The organism is Ensifer adhaerens (assembly GCF_000697965.2).
GTDB classification, from domain to species: Bacteria; Pseudomonadota; Alphaproteobacteria; order Rhizobiales; family Rhizobiaceae; genus Ensifer; species Ensifer adhaerens.
Genome location: NZ_CP015880.1, coordinates 2,984,152 through 3,003,829 on the forward strand (window position 1 = coordinate 2,984,152; position 19,678 = coordinate 3,003,829).

The 19,678-nt window shown below is 57.0% G+C and carries 31 protein-coding genes; 4 read left to right on the forward strand and 27 right to left on the reverse strand.

Translation table 11 applies throughout. The features are described from left to right. Positions 1–9: 9 nt before the first annotated feature. From FA04_RS14560 to FA04_RS35190, 15 genes are all read right to left on the reverse strand, one after another. Positions 10–867 carry a hypothetical protein gene (locus FA04_RS14560; protein WP_034806390.1) on the reverse strand — a complete coding sequence of 286 codons (858 nt, stop codon included), beginning with the start codon at positions 865–867 and terminating at the stop codon, positions 10–12. 3 nt (positions 868–870) lie between these two features. After that, positions 871–1,182 (reverse strand): hypothetical protein, encoded by a 312-nt coding sequence (locus FA04_RS14565; RefSeq protein ID WP_034806389.1) that lies wholly within the window; start codon positions 1,180–1,182, stop codon positions 871–873. Between the two features lie 92 nt (positions 1,183–1,274). Further along, on the reverse strand, positions 1,275–1,625 hold the full coding sequence (locus FA04_RS14570; RefSeq protein WP_034806387.1) for a hypothetical protein: 351 nt from the start codon (positions 1,623–1,625) through the stop codon (positions 1,275–1,277). After that, positions 1,625–3,076 (reverse strand): hypothetical protein, encoded by a 1,452-nt coding sequence (locus tag FA04_RS14575; RefSeq protein ID WP_034806376.1) that lies wholly within the window; start codon positions 3,074–3,076, stop codon positions 1,625–1,627. Before FA04_RS14575 ends, FA04_RS14570 begins: the two co-directional genes overlap by 1 nt. Continuing rightward, complete coding sequence (locus tag FA04_RS14580) at positions 3,073–3,720, reverse strand: phage adaptor protein (protein ID WP_034806373.1); 648 nt, start codon at positions 3,718–3,720, stop codon at positions 3,073–3,075. The genes FA04_RS14575 and FA04_RS14580 overlap by 4 nt, the downstream gene beginning before the upstream one ends. Then, positions 3,698–4,447 (reverse strand): hypothetical protein, encoded by a 750-nt coding sequence (locus FA04_RS14585; RefSeq protein ID WP_034806370.1) that lies wholly within the window; start codon positions 4,445–4,447, stop codon positions 3,698–3,700. Before FA04_RS14585 ends, FA04_RS14580 begins: the two co-directional genes overlap by 23 nt. Beyond that, positions 4,437–4,649, reverse strand: coding sequence for a hypothetical protein (locus tag FA04_RS14590; RefSeq protein ID WP_064817008.1), 213 nt, complete (start codon positions 4,647–4,649; stop codon positions 4,437–4,439). The genes FA04_RS14585 and FA04_RS14590 overlap by 11 nt, the downstream gene beginning before the upstream one ends. Positions 4,650–4,661: 12 nt before the next feature. After that, on the reverse strand, positions 4,662–5,852 hold the full coding sequence (locus tag FA04_RS14595; protein WP_034806367.1) for a P22 phage major capsid protein family protein: 1,191 nt from the start codon (positions 5,850–5,852) through the stop codon (positions 4,662–4,664). A 41-nt stretch (positions 5,853–5,893) separates the two neighbouring features. Further along, on the reverse strand, positions 5,894–6,796 hold the full coding sequence (locus FA04_RS14600) for a hypothetical protein (protein WP_034806364.1): 903 nt from the start codon (positions 6,794–6,796) through the stop codon (positions 5,894–5,896). A 36-nt stretch (positions 6,797–6,832) separates the two neighbouring features. Beyond that, positions 6,833–8,905, reverse strand: a complete 2,073-nt coding sequence (locus tag FA04_RS14605) for a portal protein (protein ID WP_082936517.1) — start codon at positions 8,903–8,905, stop codon at positions 6,833–6,835. After that, on the reverse strand, positions 8,905–10,218 hold the full coding sequence (locus tag FA04_RS14610; protein ID WP_034806361.1) for a phage terminase large subunit: 1,314 nt from the start codon (positions 10,216–10,218) through the stop codon (positions 8,905–8,907). Before FA04_RS14610 ends, FA04_RS14605 begins: the two co-directional genes overlap by 1 nt. After that, positions 10,190–10,474, reverse strand: coding sequence for a hypothetical protein (locus tag FA04_RS14615; RefSeq protein WP_234798707.1), 285 nt, complete (start codon positions 10,472–10,474; stop codon positions 10,190–10,192). Before FA04_RS14615 ends, FA04_RS14610 begins: the two co-directional genes overlap by 29 nt. Before the next feature lie 82 nt (positions 10,475–10,556). Beyond that, positions 10,557–10,739 carry a hypothetical protein gene (locus FA04_RS35185; RefSeq protein ID WP_156552993.1) on the reverse strand — a complete coding sequence of 61 codons (183 nt, stop codon included), beginning with the start codon at positions 10,737–10,739 and terminating at the stop codon, positions 10,557–10,559. Between the two features lie 29 nt (positions 10,740–10,768). Continuing rightward, the gene (locus tag FA04_RS14625) at positions 10,769–10,972 is read right to left on the reverse strand and encodes a hypothetical protein (RefSeq protein ID WP_034806352.1); all 204 of its coding nucleotides are present in this window, start codon (positions 10,970–10,972) and stop codon (positions 10,769–10,771) included. Between the two features lie 238 nt (positions 10,973–11,210). Further along, positions 11,211–11,357 (reverse strand): hypothetical protein, encoded by a 147-nt coding sequence (locus FA04_RS35190; RefSeq protein WP_156552995.1) that lies wholly within the window; start codon positions 11,355–11,357, stop codon positions 11,211–11,213. Positions 11,358–11,378: 21 nt separating this feature from the next. Here FA04_RS35190 and FA04_RS35195 point away from each other — a divergent pair, with 21 nt between their 5' ends. Further along, positions 11,379–11,549: a hypothetical protein gene (locus FA04_RS35195; protein WP_156552997.1), complete on the forward strand. Its 171-nt coding sequence runs from the start codon at positions 11,379–11,381 to the stop codon at positions 11,547–11,549. A 392-nt stretch (positions 11,550–11,941) separates the two neighbouring features. On the opposite strand, the gene FA04_RS14630 is transcribed toward FA04_RS35195, so the two are convergent. The 10 genes from FA04_RS14630 to FA04_RS14685 form a co-directional block, all read right to left on the reverse strand. Next, the gene (locus FA04_RS14630) at positions 11,942–12,562 is read right to left on the reverse strand and encodes a hypothetical protein (protein ID WP_051659738.1); all 621 of its coding nucleotides are present in this window, start codon (positions 12,560–12,562) and stop codon (positions 11,942–11,944) included. Then, positions 12,559–13,128 (reverse strand): HNH endonuclease, encoded by a 570-nt coding sequence (locus FA04_RS14635; protein ID WP_167550701.1) that lies wholly within the window; start codon positions 13,126–13,128, stop codon positions 12,559–12,561. Before FA04_RS14635 ends, FA04_RS14630 begins: the two co-directional genes overlap by 4 nt. A 24-nt stretch (positions 13,129–13,152) precedes the next feature. Further along, a complete protein-coding gene (locus FA04_RS14640) occupies positions 13,153–13,767 on the reverse strand; it encodes a helix-turn-helix domain-containing protein (protein WP_051659736.1) in 615 nt (204 codons plus the stop codon). Between the two features lie 186 nt (positions 13,768–13,953). Further along, complete coding sequence (locus FA04_RS14650) at positions 13,954–14,148, reverse strand: hypothetical protein (protein WP_034806346.1); 195 nt, start codon at positions 14,146–14,148, stop codon at positions 13,954–13,956. Beyond that, positions 14,145–14,531, reverse strand: a complete 387-nt coding sequence (locus FA04_RS14655; RefSeq protein WP_034806343.1) for a hypothetical protein — start codon at positions 14,529–14,531, stop codon at positions 14,145–14,147. Before FA04_RS14655 ends, FA04_RS14650 begins: the two co-directional genes overlap by 4 nt. Next, complete coding sequence (locus tag FA04_RS14660) at positions 14,528–14,878, reverse strand: RusA family crossover junction endodeoxyribonuclease (RefSeq protein ID WP_234798708.1); 351 nt, start codon at positions 14,876–14,878, stop codon at positions 14,528–14,530. The genes FA04_RS14655 and FA04_RS14660 overlap by 4 nt, the downstream gene beginning before the upstream one ends. Next, positions 14,878–15,087 (reverse strand): hypothetical protein, encoded by a 210-nt coding sequence (locus tag FA04_RS14665; protein ID WP_034806337.1) that lies wholly within the window; start codon positions 15,085–15,087, stop codon positions 14,878–14,880. The genes FA04_RS14660 and FA04_RS14665 overlap by 1 nt, the downstream gene beginning before the upstream one ends. Positions 15,088–15,096: 9 nt before the next feature. Beyond that, positions 15,097–15,477 carry a hypothetical protein gene (locus tag FA04_RS14670; protein ID WP_034806335.1) on the reverse strand — a complete coding sequence of 127 codons (381 nt, stop codon included), beginning with the start codon at positions 15,475–15,477 and terminating at the stop codon, positions 15,097–15,099. Positions 15,478–15,902: 425 nt separating this feature from the next. Next, positions 15,903–16,160, reverse strand: coding sequence for a hypothetical protein (locus tag FA04_RS14680; RefSeq protein ID WP_034806330.1), 258 nt, complete (start codon positions 16,158–16,160; stop codon positions 15,903–15,905). Next, on the reverse strand, positions 16,153–16,449 hold the full coding sequence (locus FA04_RS14685; RefSeq protein WP_034806329.1) for a hypothetical protein: 297 nt from the start codon (positions 16,447–16,449) through the stop codon (positions 16,153–16,155). Before FA04_RS14685 ends, FA04_RS14680 begins: the two co-directional genes overlap by 8 nt. A 32-nt stretch (positions 16,450–16,481) precedes the next feature. Here FA04_RS14685 and FA04_RS14690 point away from each other — a divergent pair, with 32 nt between their 5' ends. Beyond that, positions 16,482–16,751 (forward strand): hypothetical protein, encoded by a 270-nt coding sequence (locus FA04_RS14690; RefSeq protein ID WP_034806315.1) that lies wholly within the window; start codon positions 16,482–16,484, stop codon positions 16,749–16,751. Positions 16,752–16,756: 5 nt separating this feature from the next. Here the strand turns inward: FA04_RS14690 and FA04_RS14695 are convergent, their stop codons facing one another. After that, on the reverse strand, positions 16,757–17,773 hold the full coding sequence (locus FA04_RS14695; protein ID WP_051659735.1) for a sigma factor-like helix-turn-helix DNA-binding protein: 1,017 nt from the start codon (positions 17,771–17,773) through the stop codon (positions 16,757–16,759). Beyond that, positions 17,770–17,985, reverse strand: coding sequence for a helix-turn-helix transcriptional regulator (locus FA04_RS14700; protein WP_156552999.1), 216 nt, complete (start codon positions 17,983–17,985; stop codon positions 17,770–17,772). Before FA04_RS14700 ends, FA04_RS14695 begins: the two co-directional genes overlap by 4 nt. A 104-nt stretch (positions 17,986–18,089) precedes the next feature. On the opposite strand from FA04_RS14700, the gene FA04_RS14705 reads away from it, so the two are divergent. Further along, positions 18,090–18,431: a helix-turn-helix domain-containing protein gene (locus FA04_RS14705; RefSeq protein ID WP_034806308.1), complete on the forward strand. Its 342-nt coding sequence runs from the start codon at positions 18,090–18,092 to the stop codon at positions 18,429–18,431. Between the two features lie 1,067 nt (positions 18,432–19,498). Then, positions 19,499–19,663: a hypothetical protein gene (locus tag FA04_RS35200; protein WP_156553001.1), complete on the forward strand. Its 165-nt coding sequence runs from the start codon at positions 19,499–19,501 to the stop codon at positions 19,661–19,663. The last annotated feature ends 15 nt before the right edge of the window (positions 19,664–19,678 follow it).

A 19,678-nucleotide genomic window follows, 5' to 3' on the forward strand; every position in this document is an offset into this window, starting at 1 on the left:
GTCTACCCCTTAAAAGAGCCCGCCAAGGAGGCCTAGGCCTGTCGTGCCGTACCCGAGCGCGGTCAAGAACGGATTCTGACCCGGCTGAGATTGCGTCTGACTGCCACCGAGTGCACCGGCACCCGATGCGATGGCGTTAAGCCGCCCGAGCTGGTTCCAGCCAGCATTGTTCTTGTCATTGAAGATGCGCAGTTTGTCGTTCATCTGTCTGGTTGCCAGATCCTCGTTCATCGCCCCGATCTGCATCAAATCCTGCGCCGGCTGCCTTAGCCCCTGATAGGCTGTCCCGAGGTTGCCAATGCCCTGCTGGCCCATGTTGAAAAGGTTCGAGTTCGCAGCGTCACGGCGGTTCTGCCAGTTCTGGTATTCAGAGCCCACCATTCGCGATGTCAGGTCGCCGACTTCGCTGGCAAGGTTCCCTTGGTGCACCCCGGACCCGTAGCGGCCCGCTCCACCCGCAGAGAGATTGACGGAATCGCGCGCAGCACTCTGAGCCTGCTGCAACACCTGCTGGAACGCTGGGTTGGCGTTGATGTCGAAGTTGGAATTTGCGGTGGCCTGCGTGTTGTTGAGAGCGGCCTTCTGCGCGTCGTTGAACCCGCCTTGATTGATGATATCGCGGTACTCGCCAGACGTGCCTCTTCCCCCGGCATTTCCGAAAGCGATGTTTTCCATGCCTCCCATTGCCTGTTTGGTCTGCTGCGACCAAGGGACGACGGTAGACCCGGTGTAAACGCTCTTCTGGCCGGTCGGGTCTTGATTGAACAGCTTTTGCGCCTGGTTGAGGCCGAGTTGCAGCGCGGGCTGCGCGGCCTTCCAGGGGGCGTTGTTTGTCGTGGTAGTCTGCTGTTTGCTTCCACCGGACATTGGCTATACCTCGATTTCGTAAGTGACGCGCAGCCTCTTGGCGCCTGGGAAAACTCGGGCCCACCCTTCGCGACCATCCGCCACGAGGCAGGATGCGCCGTTTTCTCGGGCCATCTTTGAAGCGAATTCCATTGCCTGAGGGAGCCAGAAGCTCATCTCCTCTCCGGCGATCGACAGACAACGCAGCACGCTCTTCCCGCTCCAGTTCTGGAACTGGAGGATGATTGTCGCGATAGGCTGGCCCTCATCATCGAGGACAGCGACCAGAAAGGCGCTGCCAGAGCGGCACATCTGCCAGAGATCCCCGCTGGACATATCGCCCCCAGTTTTGCTGCACGAGTCCTGAACGCGAGTGGCAACTTTAGGCCAAAGCGCATCGACTTCAGCCGCGTTCGCAATACCAATCCTCATCGGGTCAACGCGAAGTTGAGCATGAAAATAAGAGTGACGTGCACGGAGGAATTGCCCACCACTCGGATTTCGTCGCCTTCCCGAAGTCGCAGAGGAAGGCTTTCGACAACCTCCGTCGCGTCCGTCGCAACCGGCTTCTGCCAGATAAGGTGTTCCGTCGTGTTCGCAGCGTCGTACCAATAAAGCTGACAGACCACGGCAGAGGCGTTGTCATTGCAAAAGGCGAAACTGGCGAGCGTCAGCGTGTCGTCGTCCATCGCCGTTCCAACGGCAATTTTCGTCGTGTTGGCAAGCGTCTGGCAGATCGGAACGTAGACGTTGCCGGCGTAATTACCTGTGACCGCCATTATTGCTCACCACTCGGCTGCGCGTTGGCGTTCACGGCGCTTGCAATGCTCCATGTCGTGCCATCGGAGATGACAAGACGGAACTTGTGCAATCGGCCGTCTGAGCGGAACGGTACGAGGCCAGCGCGGTTCGCCGCATTGGCCGTTGACCACGTGACCGAATCCCCATGGTATCCATACGCGCCGTCAGCCAGCGTGAAGCCAGTAGCGTCGGTGATGACCCGAGCCCCGTTGACGAACGCCCGCGCCATGCCATCGATCTCCACCACAGCCGTGTCGATCGTGGCTTCGAGGTTCGGACCGGTGAAATAAGCCAGCTTGTTGTCGCTCGTGAACGTCGCAAACGTAGGACGACCCCCGGAAAACAATCGGCTGTCGAAGGGCTCGATTGCGGCGTCTATGTTCGCATAGAATGCGTCAAGACCATCCCAGGTGATTGCCGGGGTAGCAAGCGCCACCATCTCACCCACCTGAAGGTCAGTCGTGCACCACCGGTCAAGCTGCCAGTCGTAGCCGAGCCGGTAATAGTCCCCGTTCGCCACCCGGTATTTCCACCAAACGATCTTTTCAAACGGGTCTGCCACGCCTTGCACGTCTGCCAGATAGGTCTGGTCGATCTGGTCTAGAAACCACCGGTCAACGCGTTCTGCGCCGATTGGCTTGCGATCAACGCCACCGAAAAACCCATCTTCCGACAGGTAGAAAAACAGCCCCGGCCCCATGGAGACGATGGATCTAGGCGCAAGCGTGCCCTGCTTTGGGTTGAGAACCTGACGGGTGAAGGTGAAGCCAGAGGACGGCGCAAAGGGGAAGAATTGCATGGCGTTGCGCTGGATGACCGTAAAACCACCCTGTTCGCCAAATCCGCCCATGATTTCGTCGCCTTCCGGCAACTCCTGAACGTCCGAACCTTTCTTGCCGATTACCCAATGCTCAATATCGTTGATGCCAGACCAGCGGATTGTCTTTTCCCCGGCCGCGCCTTCGAGATAGCCGAGAACGAGGAAGTCACCAGACACCCACGAGTATTTTGCCCTCGGGGGGCTGCCGGCCAAGTCTGCGAACGTGCCACCAGCTTCAATGTCAAAGACCTGAATGGCGTCAGTGAGATTATGCGCCACCAATTTGTCGCCAAAGCGGGTGAAGGTCCAGGAATCCTGCAATGGGACAGCATACGGAGCAGACGGGCCGGAAATGTCCGTCCACGAAAAATCAGTGGTGTCCAACTGGTAAAGACCGGTCTCTGTGCCGGCGATAATGATGTAGTTGCCGGCTGCCGTGCGCACATAAACGGCGCCGCGGCACTCGTCGGAAAGGGCCTGCGTGATTTCAGTCAGCCCTGGCATCGGCCCCCAGCCATCGGCGACAGGCAGCGCATTAACCACGTTGTCACTGCTGGCAATATCAAACGGGCTCTTGTCGGGCTCGAAGGGAGGAAAAGGGATGTTCACGCTTCAGAATCCCTGCCAATGCTGTAGCGAAGGCGTCCGATTACCCCCAATGCTGGATCTACAGTCAGTTGAGACCGCTTCTTGCGCGAATTCTCGTGCGCGACCTCTGCCGTGAATTCGTCAAGCATCTGCTTCCACATTGCAGCCTGCGGCAGATCCTTGGTGTAGACAGAGCCCCAGACGATCGAGGAGGCCATATACAGGTCAGGATTATTCGTCAGAAACTCGTTGGTCGGGGCGGCGTCGGAGAGCGCAAATCGGCCGAGATAGACGAAGCGGAAAGAATAGGCCTCATCAAGCTCCCGATCTAGCGTTATGGTTTGGTTCTCGATGGCCCATATGGAAGGCAATCCGGCAACGGTGCTGATTGAATACGTGCCGAGTGCACGCGGAGTGAGATAAAATTCCTCCTCGCCGCTGGTGACATAGAGGTTTTGCGGCTCCTGCACTGAGAGTGAGGAAATGTCGATGGTTTTGCTGCCGATCGTGCCCGTGAGGGGCGCTGTCGTCGCGACAGGGTCAAGCAGACGGTTTAAACGGGCCTCGCCGAGCGTAATGAAGTCGGCAGCACTACCGCTTACGTCAGAACGAGCCATCCAGTCGGCGATTGCGGCCTGCAACTCAGTGTAATTGCTGATTGCCATTGCCCAAGCTCTCCATGATGGCGCGGGAGACCTTCAAGACCTCATAATCACCGTGTTCGATCAGCGCCGGCAGAAAGCCGCGCCCTCGCACATTGATGAAAAAGGGAAGTGCTCTCGCGATTTCCGCGATGTATTCGGCCTGCATGATAAGTTGCGGAGTGGTCAGGTACTCTTGACCGCCGCAGACGACTACGGCCCGCGATGTATCCTGCGACGCCCAGTCGTATCCGTGAATTTGCGTCTCAAAGCTGCTTTCGCAGCCGAAAAAGGTGACGTGTGCATGGCCTCTGACAGCAGCCCCCATAGGCGCCGTTGAGGCCGAAGTTGATCCGTTTGGCAGTTCTCCAAGCGGGAAGACCTCAATAGGCCCATCAACCGCGGCGAACACTTCAGGGTGGCAGCAGGACGCCAGAACAGCGCGCTTTGCGCGGATAGCCATGTCTTTCAGGCTTTCGGCTGGGTCTATCGTGTAGAACGTCGCATCAACGCCATGATCAATGCACCAACCGAAGGCGCCATTGACGCCCCATATTTCCCCGTCCCATGTCCGGAGTTCATCCAGGTAATCTTTCGCCCAAGGCGAGCCGCCGACAACGGCAAGACGATGTGCAACCGGCCCAGATTGCGTAATGAGCGGAAGTCCAAGCCGGCTGCAGTGTTCGATATTGCGGGCGACGGCCTCTTGACCAGCCGCCGCCTGCGCAATGAACTTGATGTTACGGGCCACTCGCGATGAGGCCCTTTTCCGTCAGTGCGGTCAGAATAGACCGAACAGCGGTGCGAACCGTGCCGGCGGTGGCGTTGGTTGCAAGGGTGATGCCAGCGGCCTGGTCAGCCGGGGCTTTGCCGTGAAAGCCAACCAGATCAGCCGCATCGCGCCCCATAACCACGCCATCAGGGTTACCGGTACCGAGATATTCAACAGCCATTGTCGTTACTCCTTAGTTGAAGTGCAGGCGCGTAGACCATTCCGGCCGCAGCGACTTGTAGCCGTAGAGCACGTCAATGCGGCACGGCAGGTTGTCGTTGTTGATGTCGTAGGCGCGGACGATGCGCATGGAGATGCCGTCCTGGACCTCGCGACGGGCGAAATCGACGCCATTCGGCATGACCAGATCGGCCGTGGCGAAGGTGAAGGCGTCTTCATGATACAGGAGCGACGTGCCGTCCTGCCCCGAAGCCGTACCAGCAAAGGCGATTGCCTTGCCTGCGCCGGCCGAGTTGATGACGACATTCTGTCGAGCACCGGAGGTGACCGGCGTCGGAGACACGGTGATGTTGCCGGCGCCGCCCGAGTAGTCGGCAGCAACAACGAACTGCTGTTGACGGCCGGTGTCGATCTTGGTTTCAGGGTGGACGGAATTGACGCCAACGATGGTGAACACGTCACCTTTGTTCATCGCGCCAGTGCCGGCCGTGACCGCGACAGTTGCCGAGCCCGAGGTGATGCCGGTCGAGGTGTTTACCACGTAGTTGGCATCCGCCGCGCCGCGGGTGTGACCGGGCCAGAGGGTGTTTTCCATGAAGTCGTAGCCAGCGGCACGACCCATGAAGCCCTCCTTGTACTGCTTGGAGAGCTGCGCCTGGTCGTTGAACAAGGTCTTGGTGTCCTTGACCAGATCCGCCATGTCCTGAGAGTTCAGGTTGGCAGAGCGACCGCTGGTCGGGGCAAGGCCACCGTTCATCTTGACGCGGCCGGAAAGGATATCGTTGTACGTGATCGCCGAACCAGAGGTCCATTGAGCGTTGTACACGTCCTTGTACATGCTCATGGCGTCGTACTCGATGTTGGCAGCGAGAACGGCCATGGCCGGGTCAAGAATGCGCTTCGAGAAGTCGTCGAGCGAGAGCGTCAGGTCGGCAGACGAGAAGTTCGTGTCAACACCCTTCTGGGTGGCGACGGTGAGCGTCTGGCTGATTTCCTGGGTGTCCTGCGTATCGATCGTCTTGCCGGTACGAACCGTATACTGGTTAGGCATACGAATTTTCAGGCTGTCGCCGATCTTGGCGCCCGACTTGGCGAAGCTGTCATCATACTGGCGATTGATCGAGCCGATGAAATTGAGCTTCTGGTGGAGGATGCGCAGCGCCTCTCGGGTCACTGCGGTAGGGGTAAGAATCGTATTCGACATTGAACTGTCTCCTTGGCCTCATCGGGCCGAGTGGGTTCCGATCAGCCCCGCTTCTGGACCTGCGCGTTCCGGCGTTTCAGCCACTCGTCGGAAGTCAGGCGATCATCGAGGCCCGCTAGAGGCGGGTTGGCTCGTGCCGAGACTTTCGAGAGGGGCTGTGCGGCCGGCGTTGCTGGCTTGGGGGCGGCTGCTTGCTTCTGGAGAGCGAGATGGCCGAGATGGGCAAGATACAAGGTCTTGTAGACCTGTGGCGAATACGAGCTTCGCAGGGCATCGACAGTGAAGCCGAGGTCCTTGGTCGCAAATTCCGTGATCTTGTTGTCCAATTCGGGCGTCCAGCCCTTGAGTTCCTTTTCCGCAAACGCTCTCGTTTCCCGCAGCCGCTTGTCAGTTTCCTGGGCGACCTTTTCGGACAGTTCGTGTTGCGTCTTGTCGAGGTATTGAGCGACCTGACCGCGCTGCTCCCTGAGCGTCTGGAAACGACGCCAGTGGCTTTGGGCGCCGAGCGGGTCTTCCTGCTCTAGCTGATCCCAGTTGACGTTCTCGTACTGCTGGAGTTGCCCGTCGATGTTGATGATGACTGAGCGGGCCTCAAGAACCTCTTGCGAGGTCTGGTAGGCCTGCGCCGCCTCTTCTCGCTTCGCTTCCGCTTCCTTGCGGATATCCGCGACTTCCATCGACTTCTTGGTGTAGTCGGCTCGCATAAGGAAACCGTCTCTCAGATCCGGGTGGATCTTGTACGTCTTCCCGTTGAACTCGACTTCGGTCTCTTCCGGCTCGGGCTGTTCGTCGCCTTCGCTTTCAAGGCCATCACCTTCGATTTCTGAGGTGTTTTCGAGATCCTTGTCGTCGCCGGGGATCTCATTTGTGCTGTCCTGAGGCTCAGGCGCCTGGGCAACAGGCGTTGTCTGGCCTTCGGCAACAGCCGTAAGGACCTCATCCATAGAGGAACACTCCTTCAGGTTTTGAGAAAGCGCCGCTTACCCTTGGCGCGTGGGATTGTTCTGCGAGGCCAGCGAGGCTCGCTGATGGGCGTTGAGTTGAGCCTGATCGGATCGTTGCTTCGCTGTGATCATGTGGCCGGCGACCTTCGTCTCGGCATCCATCTTGATCTTGGCGCGATCGTTCTCCAGATCGCCGACAACACGCATGCGGTCAGTCTCGGCGTTGAACTGGTCAATCGACTTGTCAGCCTTCAAGCTTTCTACTTCCTGCTGAAGCTGCTGGATTGCCTGCTGGCCCTGCTCGATCATCTGCTGAACTTCCGGTGGCAAGCCCTGGCTCTGCTGCTGAAGCGCAGGGTTGATCGACTTCAAGCGCTCGCCGATCTCGTCAGCGCCAGGCCAGTCAAGGTTCTTGGCCAGCAAATCGCCAATGACAGGTGCCGCAGCCGGGAAGGCTCTCACAAACTCCGTCATCTGGAAGGCCGCTTCCTCGCGACGGGTGGTGAAGCTCGGGCCGCTCGTTACCGTCAGGTCGTATTTGCCGGCCGTGAGGTTATAAACCTCGGCGATCGGGTTGCCTTCCTTGTCTTGCTCAGGCTGCCCATCCGGGCCCATCTGCGGAACCGGCTCAGAGGTGTTGATACGCCGTGTCTTCGGCACACCATCCTCACCCAGAACGCGAATGATGCGCTCTTCGCTGTAGACCTTTGGAATGAGGTCAATCAGGATACGGCCCGTATGACGAATGGCGCGCGACAGGTTGTCGATGAAGTGGAACGTCGCAACGTCCCCCTCTCGCTGCCGTGCCATGATGGCCTTACCGCTCGTCTCGTTCGATCTGGCGCCGAGGGAAGCGTCATAGATGCCGATGATGGCCTTCATGTCGTCCGAAGCGTTCAGCGCTTCCTGCAATGCCCCTGCGGCCGGCCCAACATCGAGTGGCTGGCGCTGTGGGGGCTGCATGCCATCGTATTCGAGATACGAATGACTGACTGTGTTCGCAGTAGCCCAACGATCTGCGTCAGTAGTGAATGCTCCCTTGGGTCCGATGAAAGGCACCCGCGGCGCCAGCGCGACAAGCTCTGTGCTGGTAGAGCGCCAGTAGTTGAACATGCGCTGCGCGTCTTTGGCGCTGTGGATCAGGCTTCGGAAGTACCGCTTACCCTCCACCACAATCTCATCACCATAGACAGGAACGATCGGGATATATCGGCCCAGCCATTCCTTTTCCTCGATGATGTCAGCACCGCTCATGATGCGCTGTGTGACCTTGTGGGACCGCGCCACACGCGGCTTGCCGACGACCTGAATGGCATTCGTCGCCAGAAGCGCAGACAGAAACGGGTTCGTCTCAAGCTCTTCAACGCCGTATACAGCGCCATTCGAGCACTTGACAATTTCCCGGTCGACCTCCTTGCGGCTCCACCACTCGGCGAGCATGACCGTTTCATCATCGAGCCACGTGCCGGCATTGCTCCATGCATCACTCTCGAAGTCCGTGCAGACCTCATCGCCAAGAGATGTCTTCTTGCCATTGTACCGAGCCTTGTAGTCGTCCTTACGGATCGGCTCGACGACAAAGGCGACATTCCAATCAGCGGAATCGGCTGACATGCTGTCAGGATCGCCATAGACAGCGAACTGGTTCGCTATCCGATCAATCGACAGGTCGAGTTCGAAGGAGTCGTCATATGCGTAGTCAAGACCGATGCGCCAATAGCCGAAACCACCTGATACGCTAGCCTCAATAGCTGTGTCATAGGCAACGTCAGCGTTCGAAGTGTATTCGATGTTTCGAATGAGCCCGTTGATGACCTCGGCTGTCTTCGGGTCCGCGTTGCTATCTACAGGGTGAACCTTGATCGATGGCCGGTTCTGACGGGAATCGTTAACAACCTGGCGGATGAACGCTGGCATCTTGTTAATCGTCAGGCTCGGGCGCTGCTCAGTGTTGCGCTGCTTGATGATTGAGTCAGGCCACTGCTCTTCGAGACGCGAAAACCGGATATCGTCAAGCGCAGTCGTGCGATTATCCTGCTCCGCATCCTGGCAGCGCTCGAAAGCGTCACGGCCCTCGGTTAAAAGGTCTTTGGTTTTATCGCTAGCCATCAACCCATCCAACTTCCAGCGCCACCGGGGCGACGATCCCGCTGTCTCTTGACGAACGGCTCTTCATAAGCCACGCACATCAGGCCGAAGGCGTCGGCGCCGTGCGAAGCCCAATCATGTTCAGGCCCGAGGCCAATATTCCGAGTCTCGTCGCGCTTCTCGTGATACCAACCGAGGGCATCGCGCCCCGCTTCCGTGGTTTCTGCATTGAACCAGACGCTCGGGAACAACCTTCGAGCAGCTTCAACGCGGGCAGCAGCAGCGCCCTTGCCCTGATTCGGAACAACCGTGACCGTGTAACCTGCCTGCCTCAGCGCGCTCTCGTAGGAGACATCAAAGACCTTATCCTGAGTGCTCCCGTCATGAGGAAGCCAGAACTGCGCCTTGTCTGGCGTGTAGCCTTTGCCCCGAAGCCATGCGAGATGCGTAGCCAGCGGCTGTCCCTGCGCCTCGTAATAATCAAGGACCCGGATCTCCTTGCCGATGAACTGGGCAACCCAGATGACGAAGCTGTCAGCCTTGGCACCCGTACCGCCGATATCGACGAAGAGGCGCAGCGTCATCAATGGGTCGGCAGCAACACGACCGATGCGGCCTTCTGTCTTCGCCGCGTTCAGATGGCTAGCGAAGTAAGCGCCAGACGCTACTGTCACGTATCCGCCATCCCAAACATGATCGTAATCGTCAGGCGTGATGCGGAGGCAATCGAGCCGTTCCTGCTCAAGCTCTGCGTTGAACCAAGGATTATCCCGCCAGTTGGCATTGACGACGATGGCACCCGTTGGCTTCTCTGGCCCGCGGAGCATGACATCAACCGGGTCAGTCTTTCGGCGAGCATTCCAACTCCACCACATCTGAGCGCCTGTAGCGCGCATTGTCGGGCGGAGCATCTTGATCGAGGTTGCCGAGGCTGATTGCGCCTCTTCCCACCATGCCCGCTTGAAGCCTTCGAGCGACTTGATGCTCTCAGCCGTATAATCCTGCATGCCCTTGAAGATGATCAGGCCATCCTTCGGGGTCGTGATGCAGTCTCGGTAAACCTTGAAGCCGTCAGCCTCACCAAGGCGAAAGTCGTTCAGCTTCGATTCAATAAGCGCCTTGGACGATTGTGCCAGATCCTTCTGGACCTCGCGAATGCAAACGCTGCGCAGCCCCTCTCCGCTGTTGCCAGGCTCGCTCAGACTGTCCTCTAGCAGCAGGCCGGCGAAGAAGTGAGACTTGCCAGACCCTCGACCTCCCCAAGCCCCCTTGTCACGGGCGGGCTCAAGGAGAGGCACGAAGACCTCAGCTGTTGGTATCTGAAGGACGGACAATGCGCCGCTCTATAGCGTGGATGATCGGGTTGTCAGGATCGCCCGCGATCTGCATCGGCAGAACCTTGCCTAGCAGCGCCATGAAAGGCCCTGGGTTAGTGCGAGCCTGAAGCGTCAGGTACTCGACCATATCGCCATCGCCAGCTTGTTCAGCGGCCTTGAGGATCGCGTCCTTCAACAGCGCGGTCGTTTTGTTCTGTGCGCCCTTGGGCCTCCCCATCCCTGCCCTTGGCGGCTTGCGATCAGTATCAGCCACTATTTTACTGGCCTCTTCGTGGTTTTGGGGAATTATTTTTTATCCGCTCGCTGGCAGATTGGCATTTCGCGATATGAATTTTCTACGAATACCACTTATCTACCTTGCGCCATTCTGCGACTACGGCGTCAAAGCCCAATTCGATCAGCAGTTCGCACAGGATTTCATCTGCATCGCTGTGGGCCATCTCTGGATCGAGAGGCCCTTGCAGCGCTTTAAGCTTGGCGACCGCGTCTTCTTTCAGCTTCAGGGATAGGACAGGCACTCTATCTCACTTCCCTGTTGTTGGGTTGGTCAGAAAAACGGCGTAGCCGACCGAGCGCCGGTCAGTGGATGCCAGCCCGTCGGGCGCATATTTGCCTTCTTCAGAAACTCGCTCATCGACTTGCGCGGCTTGTTCTTCACCTTGCCAATCCTACAATGGCGCAGCACGGCGTTGATGCGGTTTTCGAATTCGCGCCGCTCTTCGGCGTAATCGCGGATGATGGTGTAGCTCACCCCTTCCCTCCCGTTGGCTTTGGGTTTCCGAGCGCATACGACGGGTCGCCGTGGTTCTCAGGGCCTCGATAGGCGATAACCTTGGCCTTCTGCTGTTCGGTAAGCGATGAAAACAGCCCGAGAGGCATTCTCTCCCGCTGCCTTCTGACGGGGCACGGGTCAACGCGGCGAAGAGACATGTAGAACTGACCGCAATACCGGCAGTGGTCGTTCTCTGCCCAGCTATGGAGGCTCACGCTCACCCCCGGGCGAGTTGGATGGCGTACAGCGCGCCTTGCACGTTAGGCCATGCGTCGTATTCGCCAGAAAGGATCATCTTGGCGACGGTCGGATTGACTTGGGCCTTCGCGGCGGCTTCTCTGGCTATCTCAATGTCAGTGCGCATCTCATCTCCCAAGAGGCAAACATGGAACTGAACAAACTTCACGAAAGCTTTGTCGTCATCATCTCAGACAAGCCACGTCTGGCGATCCTGCAACTAGAGACCGATAACGGCCGGGTCGAAGTCGAGGTCAATGAGACCGTCGCGCAAATCCTTGCGGATGAGATGCAGAAATTTCTCGCCCCGAAGAACTGATGAAACCCCGCCCTCGGGTTATCCGGGGACGGGGCTGGGAATAAGCAAGGCATTCGCGCCTTGAGCCCGCAGCTTGCTACGGGTGGGTGGGTATCAGGAACGCCTTCGCCACCGCGCGGATACCGCGTCAATTCGCGGATCATCCTGATGAGTAACCGGCTTGGTGAGCCGAAGCTTGGCCGGTCTTGTTCCTCGAATTGTCTGGGGCCGGTATTCGTCTGCGCTCGGAGCGCTGGCTACTGACCGGTTTCGCATCCCCTCTGGCATCTAAGGGCCTTGACCTCTAAGGGCGCATCCTACTCTGCCAGTACGCTCCGAGAATCTAAGGCCGCGCACTGTCGGAAGCGCGTAACGCGGAATCTCTACGGTCAAAGACCGACCATGCAATACACTTACACAGCCTCTTTCGATTTGGCAAGACCGAGTTGGAAATGCAGTTCCTTCAAACCTCGCTTAAGCCACAACAATTGTGCATCTGGCATAGTGCGCATGATTTCTAGGTCAAGCAAGCACGTGTTGTAGATAGTCGTCTTTACTCTTGGGCCGTCTTCAAGCCTAAGCAAAGTTCCCTCAAGCGCCATCATGCGGTTCGACGCTTCTCTGGCCATTCTTGCGCGCTCCGAGGTCGTTTCGCCGTCGAAACCTTTAATACTGAACAGCGATTGAGCCCGAGCTGACGGGAAAGAAATGCCCGTGAGCCCGTAATACCGCACCATCTGCGTTGCGTATGCGTCCCCTGCTTCGCGTTCGCATTCGGTTATACGACCATCGAGGAACAGGCGCCCCAAAACGTACCCAGCGTATGGGCTTGACACCATGTCGTTGCTCACTTCCTTGCCTTTGAAATAGACACGCTGCCTTGCCTCGATGGCGACGGCTCGGACTTCCTTCTCGCGCTCTGTGTGCTTGATCTGGCCACCTGGATAGCGCTCTACGCCTTCCTTTGCGGGCCTACCGGCATACTGGCGCTGCTTGATGCGCTTGGAGCGGAGGCGTTCGGCTTGTGAGGTCATGCTGTTTCCCCTGTGGATTTCTTCGCTCCGAATGGCTCTCGATCAGTCCCTGTGAAGCCGAGAGCCCTTTCCGCCGCCTTGCGGGCGATGGCTGCTTCGTGAAGTGTCTTGAACTGGCCTAGATAAACGTGCTTCGGTCCGCTCCAAATGCGCGCTACCCATCGACCATCGCCCTCTGTCTTATTGTATTTCGGCTTCCAACTTACGCCGTGGATGCCTGACGTGTTGTTCGCCCGTTTGCCACCGTTGCGCTGGTTCTCGCTCTTGGAGACCTTGCGAAGATTCACCCAGCGATTGTCGCCTCGATCGCCGTTTAGGTGGTCGATCTCCCATGCAGGGTATTCAGGCCAGTCCCCCGTCATTATGAGCCATGCGATGCGATGGGCGGAGTAATAGGTCCCGTCCATATGAACCTTGAGATATCCTTCATTGTTCGGACATCCTGCGACACGCCCGACATCATTGTTAACATGGCGTGTCCAAATCGCATGGTTAGAGAACTCATCGCGCGCCCTCTCCCGTAAAAGGAGATGACCGCTGTCCTTGTCGTAATCGAAGAACTGCATGACGCGGTTTCGGCTAGGGCCCATTCACAAGGTTCCTGCTTTTCGAGCTTTGTTCCGGCGATGGTTGTCATTCATCCTCCCCTGCCTCTTCGCGCACCATGCAGCCGCCCCAGCATCGCCTCTAGCTGCAGCGCCCTTCCTGACGGCGTACATGGCGCCGGTATGATCCTTCATGCCGAAGAAGTTCGCCAATCGGGGGAAAGAGATATCTTTTCGCTCGGTGTAGATCGCATGCATGCATGCCTGGCGGGCGGCGACGATATTGCGAGCGCGATGAACTCCGCGGACTTCCTCGAACGTGACCCCCGGGAAATCCTGCAATACCGCAAGGCAGATATCCTTCATCGGCCTGCGGGTCATAACCTCGTCGGCATTGTCCTTGCTTTCGACCAAGGCTGCGTGCTGCTCCCAATCGATCGTGGCTGGGAATGACGCGCTTGTGCTGGACAGGCTCAGGAGCCGCTTCATCTCAACCCACTTGCGCCAGGCATTCACATGGGCATCGAAATCGCGGACCAGAAGCAACTGAGGAGCCAGCTTTGGGGCAACGACCTTCTTCGGTGGGTGGCTATTAAAGAGCCGCTCTCTCACAGCCTTGTAATGCTGGGCTTGCGTTGTGAGTGCTGAGTTATGCTGCATTGCGGTCGTCCTTTTTAGCGGAGCCGATAGGTCCATACACGGCGTCTAACGCGAACTTGTGCACGCTGCCCTCTGGATAGGCTTTCGCCCTGCACTGGATGATGAATTTGTCCCTATCTACGCCAGAGGCTATGAGGGCTCTTTTCTCTCTGTGCATTTGGGAGAGTTGTGATTGGCGGAGGTCCTTCATTCCCAGCCTACCCATTCGTTCGCGTCGGCCTTGCGCCGTATGTTGGATAACTCGTTGTTCCACCGTGCCAGCGTCGGCTCTGCCTTCGTGCCTGCCCTATCTTTCAAGGCAGACTGCATGATCTCTTGCAGCAACCGCGCTTCGTCGTGATTGGTCGCGTAGATGCCCGCTAGGACGCTGCCGTACTTCACTGCACCATCCTCCCCGACATGCCGGCAGCCGTGCGTCTTGCCATCTCTGCAAGCTGACGGCGGCGCTCTGGGTCTACATTCGATGATGCGGGCTCTTGAGGCTTGATAGGCTCTGGACGCCCGTAGTTAGCGAACGATGGGCGCTGGACACGCGCTTGAACCGGCTCCCACTCGTCATCCCAGCACTCCCCATTCAGCCAGGTCGCAGGGTGCTTGAAGTCGATCTTCTCGGGCTTCTTGGCGACGTATTCGGTGATCGCCTTGAGCATGTTTTCGAGGGTTGTTTTCTTGATGGCCTTATCCCAAGCCTTACGGGCTGCGCCTTTGGCTACGCGGCGCGGGTACGATTTCCAGAACGATTCGAACTGTTCTTCCTTGGTCACGCTGCCATCCCTTCTTCCGATAGCTGCAAAATCACGACGCATTCGGCTGGCAATTCCTCACACCAGCACATGGTCAATCGTTCGCAGAGGTTGTCGTTTTTGATCACTTGGTAATGCTGAAGGCAGTCCAAGATTGCCTTCGATCTGTTGTCGAGGTCCTGGCGCATGTTCTGGCGCCGCAGGGCTATGGCGATCGAAAACGGGGTGTCGATCGGCTTCTCTGGGATCTTGATGAAATAGCCAGCGTCCTTGCGCCACTTCTTGTAGGTGCTGGACAGAGAACGGGTCTTCCCCCAGCCCCGGTACAGTTCCCAGCCGCTCGGCGGATAAGGAAGAAGGAATTTCATCAGGCCGCCTCATCCCGTTTAGCGCCGCGGTCAAATATCTCTTTCGCCTTAAGCACCCACGCCAGACGGCGTTCCTTGTTCGAGATATTGATCTCGGGCCAAGGCTTCTTGCTCTGCCTGCCGTGATCCTCGAACCATGTTTCAAGCTCTCGGATATAGCGGCCAGCTTCCTCTGACATTTCTGCGAAGTTGGAGAAGGAGCCCGTCATTCCTCGTCCCTAAGCTCCGGTGCGATTTTGAATGCCAACCATCTGGAGCAACGCAGCAACAATCTCGCCAAGGAGATGCGGATCCTGGCTCCCGAGGAGAGCTTCGGCTCTTGCGATTGCGTCATCATTCTTGCGGATCTCCTGACGGGCTTGGTAGATAATGCCGCTCACGTCCTCGACGCGGCGAAGCTCATCACCTCTGATCGAAATCTTGGGGTCGGCGTACCAAACATCGCGGGTGCGGGTGAAAGACCACCCGAGCCGAGCGGCGGCTTTGCCGATTCTCTTCTTGACGCTGCCAAGCGAAGGAGGGGCGATCTCGTCCCGCAACGCACTCTGGCAAAATACAGCTACTGACATTTTACTTTTCTCCGACGCTTTATCGGGCATTTCCGACGCCTCCTGTGAGATTTTTAAATCGCACAAGGAAAGAGGCGAAAGAGATGTTCAAACTCATCACATTCCCGGGACCAGGCGGCGCTGACGCCAATCAAGAAGCCGATCTGGTTCCGTTCGTCGCTTTAGGAGAGGTCGCTTTGGCCGTGGTTTTGAGGCTTTCGAGCGATCTTCCCAGAATTAGGGTGCTAGCCCATCTCAACTCTTCGGAGGGAGACAGAGGAGACGGGCTAGCCTGACTGCCGGCGGAAAGGGAGGACACCGGCAGGCCAGTTCTTAATCAGGATATTTCGGAGGACGAGGCCTGAAGGGCCCGCTGGCTGCCGATGCGGCCACGCCGATGAACATGCCAATGACAATCCCAGCCACCATGCCGACGCCGAGATATGTTTCAGCCAGAGCGCAGAGAGTGTTTCCCATCACAGCACCCGAAGCGTACCGGCCTCTACGACCGTGCCCATACCTACGAGGCGAGCAGCCCTCACTTCGTCGGAAGGCGTGCCGAAAAGGGCATCCAACTCATTTTGAAGAGCGGCTTCATCGACGCGCGGCTCAGGCTCGGGACCGAAAATCTCAATCGCCGCAGCAAAGGCCCCAGCGCCGCAGAACATGCCGGATACCAAGCACGTAAGGCCGATGAGCATTGCAGATTGGAAGGTGATCATCGTGTCAGCCATTGAGGCACCTGTCATATTCGGAGGATTGATCGTGGAGGATGGCTGCGGCACTGCCGGGGTGATGTGGCCAGCGCATCCATGCGACAGGCTCTTCTCCACCCTTGAAACCGGCCCAACGCTTCTCATCAGGGAGCCAATAGGACCTGATGACCTTGCCGCATTTGCTCGCTAGGATGACGATATCTGGCTGAAATTCCTCGTACTGCTTGATGCCGTCTTTGGTTTTGACAGTACGGTCAACCATGCTGCCGAGAGGCATTCCCGTGAGATTGAAGTTCCATTCGCTCATCGTCCCGCCTCCTCTGCCGAAAGGGAAATCTGATGCCCATTGTCGGAAAGTTTGCTGATGCGAAGCCCCCGGTCGTCGTGTTCGACGAAGGAGCCCCGAACGCTTACGCAAATTTCATCACTGAGATGGCCGACGATGGCGACGTTGTCCGAGTAGGCTTCGCTGCCCTCAGCCAAGACGGCGACGGGCAGATGAAGGCTATGATCGTCGTCAGGCTGAACCTCAAACGAGAGATCGCCTGGGAAATGTGCCGCGAGCTTCGCAAGATCGAGGAAGCCATAGCGAAGGGAAAGAAAAGGTGAGGAGGTCATGCCGTCTCCTTGGATGCGCAAACATCCTCGACATCTTCCAAAGACAAGTTTTCAGCCAAAAAGAGGGGTGCAGCAGTAATGAACATCAACCGAGCTTCACGGCTGGCCTTGTTCCAAGCTCTGCACAATCGATCTATTTTCCGAGAGCGTATTTCAGGATTTGTCTTGTTTATTTTCCGGCCCATGCCGGTCTTATTTTCTTTTGCCCAGCCCTTGGACTCAATCTGGCGAACCCTTTCGCGAGTTAGCCAAAACATCCGCCCAATTTCAGACAGGTTTACCCCCTGCCCCCTAAGCCTTTTCATCTTCTCTGAACGCTGGAGATCCAAAGACATTATTTCAGCTATAGCTGATGACCGATCGGCCGCCACCTTCGCCGCCTCAGTCTTTTCTGAGGCATCCCGCTGCTTCTGCTTGGTAGCTATAGCAGTGATGAACGCGTCCATGCCCTTCTCACGAAGCACATGAGCAAGTTCTTTGTTCTTATTTATGAGACGAGTGGTGCTGGCATCTCTGGTCAGCCCGAGCTTGAAGGCTCGAAGCCTAATAGTGCTCTCAGTTCTGCCTATGACGGATGCTATTTCCGCCGTCGAGTAGAACAGACCCCACATCCGCTTAAGGGTTTCAAGGTCTTCATCGGTCCAATAATAACCAGACCCCTTGTCTCCCTTGGATTTATTTTTTGCCTGTTCAACAGAAGTAGCCCACCTACAATTGCCGGGCTCGTAGGGACCATCGTTATCTATACGGTCGATGGAGTGTTTAGAGCTTGGCCGTGGACCCAGGTCATCGAAGAAGTTCTTAAAATCATCCCGCCAACGATCGCATACAGTGATGCCCCTGCCACCGTACCGCTTGTAGGAGGCCACGCTATCGTTGTAGCAGCGAGCGAGCATCCCAGACCAAATCTTGTACTCTGGCATAGCAGTTCTAGGAACGCCGGCTACCAGGTCTCGCTTGACTACCCTACGGGGAACAAGCGCTATCTCCGTATTAGCTTCGCGATAGGTCATTGCGCGACCTCCTTTGCGAAGTCTTTCGCCGTAACTTTCCCGGCCGTGAGGTTTTCAATCTTAAGAGCCAAGTCGAAGGAGGGGGTGGCCTCTCTCTTCTCAAGCCTGTTGACCCACCAGCGCGAAATGCCGAGCTTCTCGCCAAGCGCCTCCTGCGTGAGAGGCGTCTTCTGGCTGTTTCTCCAGATGGAAAGTGCGTGTTCGTTTGACATGCTGTTAGGTTGGCACATAGCCAACTTCATTGCAAGAGGGGTCGTCAAAAATAGTTGTCTTCATGGCCGTCTACAGTTGCTACAAGACCAACTAAAATTCTGACATGGTTACGAGAATCGGCCCAAAGAAGCCTTTCCGGCACTATCTGAAAGAATGGCGCGTGAAGATGGGCTTGACCCAGCAGCAGCTCGCCGATCGCCTCCCTGCTGGCGATGACGGGAAACCGACTGGCAAGGATCAGATAAGCCGATGGGAACGCGGTGAACGCGATATGACCATGAGCGTACAAGCAGCGCTCGCGGAAGCTCTAGGATTCCCTGAAGACCCTGGCCGTCTTTTCCACGACCCGGACCAGCCCAGCATCGACGAGCTGCTCAAGACGGCGCCACCCGAGCGCCGCCGCGATATCTTCATTGTTGTGGAAGCGATGCTAAAGGCCGGCTAGTCTCTGTAAGCGAAGATCATTAGCGGCATCCGCGGATCTTCAGGCCGACAACATACCTCTATTCGGCTGACGCCATGTATGTTGCTCTTGATCGATGACTTCAGGCTTTCGATTGCTGATTCTAGGTCCGGCGGCCTCGCAATCGCCATCTGCGGGGCTGAAATAGCGGCCCCCGCCGCCGCGAACGATAAAAACTCGCGTCTCTGCACAATGCTTTCTCCCCAGAACACTCGGTAAGTGCATCGATCACGATAGTGAGGAATAACCCGTACGGGTAGGGCCATTTTAGGCTATTCGAAAAATGACAAATGTAATTTGTCTGTCATATTCAGCCCAGCCCGAGTTGTGGTCACTCAACTTTTATGACACTGACACAACTGTTTCAGGTCTATTTGCCGTCCCTTTTTAGGGGTGAAAGGTGAATTGGTTTCCAAGATGCAACCGAGTCACATTGTTATTTCTTAATTTGACACAGACTGTTTTTCATCTTGTCTCGTTCACATTTTCGTTAGAACGGTAACAGTGTATTACTAAGTTATCTCTAGAAGGCGGTTATGACCGATGGTGAGCCCTGAACTCCGAACATAGGAGGACTAAGCCCGCCGTCTTTCGACGTACAGGTTAGCCCCTATGCAGGTAGTGATCTTGACCGCCGGAGCCGCCCGTCACCCCTTCCGCTCTGCTCAAAGCCAGTGGCAGAACTTGACCGCACTATTTCGTTTCGCCTGGTAGCGACACGGTAGGCACCCCTTCGGTCTTTCGGAGTGGGGCTTGTCTTTGCCTACGCCCAGTGGTAAACATTAACTGGTTTTAAAACCAGAGCAGCGGCCACTGTCTTCAACCGTCCCGCTGCCTTTCAGAGCCTCGGCCAACCCGCCGGGGCTTTTCTTTTTTCCGATACCAGAACTACCATAGCGCCAACTCGGTTGTCTAGATGCCAACTTTATTTCGGTAGACCTCTTGCACAAGAGTTGTCTATGTGCCAACATCTATTCATCAGCAGCGGCACGAAGAAGTCTCGACCGATCTGCCCGCTGAGACAGTCAACCGAACGGACGGAGAGAGAAATGAACGCAGAACAAATCAAGGCAGCAATCATCCGGTGCGCAGCATCCCTGAACGCAGCCTTCAGCGATCACAACGCTCGGCTTCTGAACGCTCATTGCTCGAAGCTCCTTGAGGTAACCGGCGAAGTCTACTCGCGCGGCCAGTTCGTGAAGGTAGGTGCGTGATGAGTGCTCGAAGCC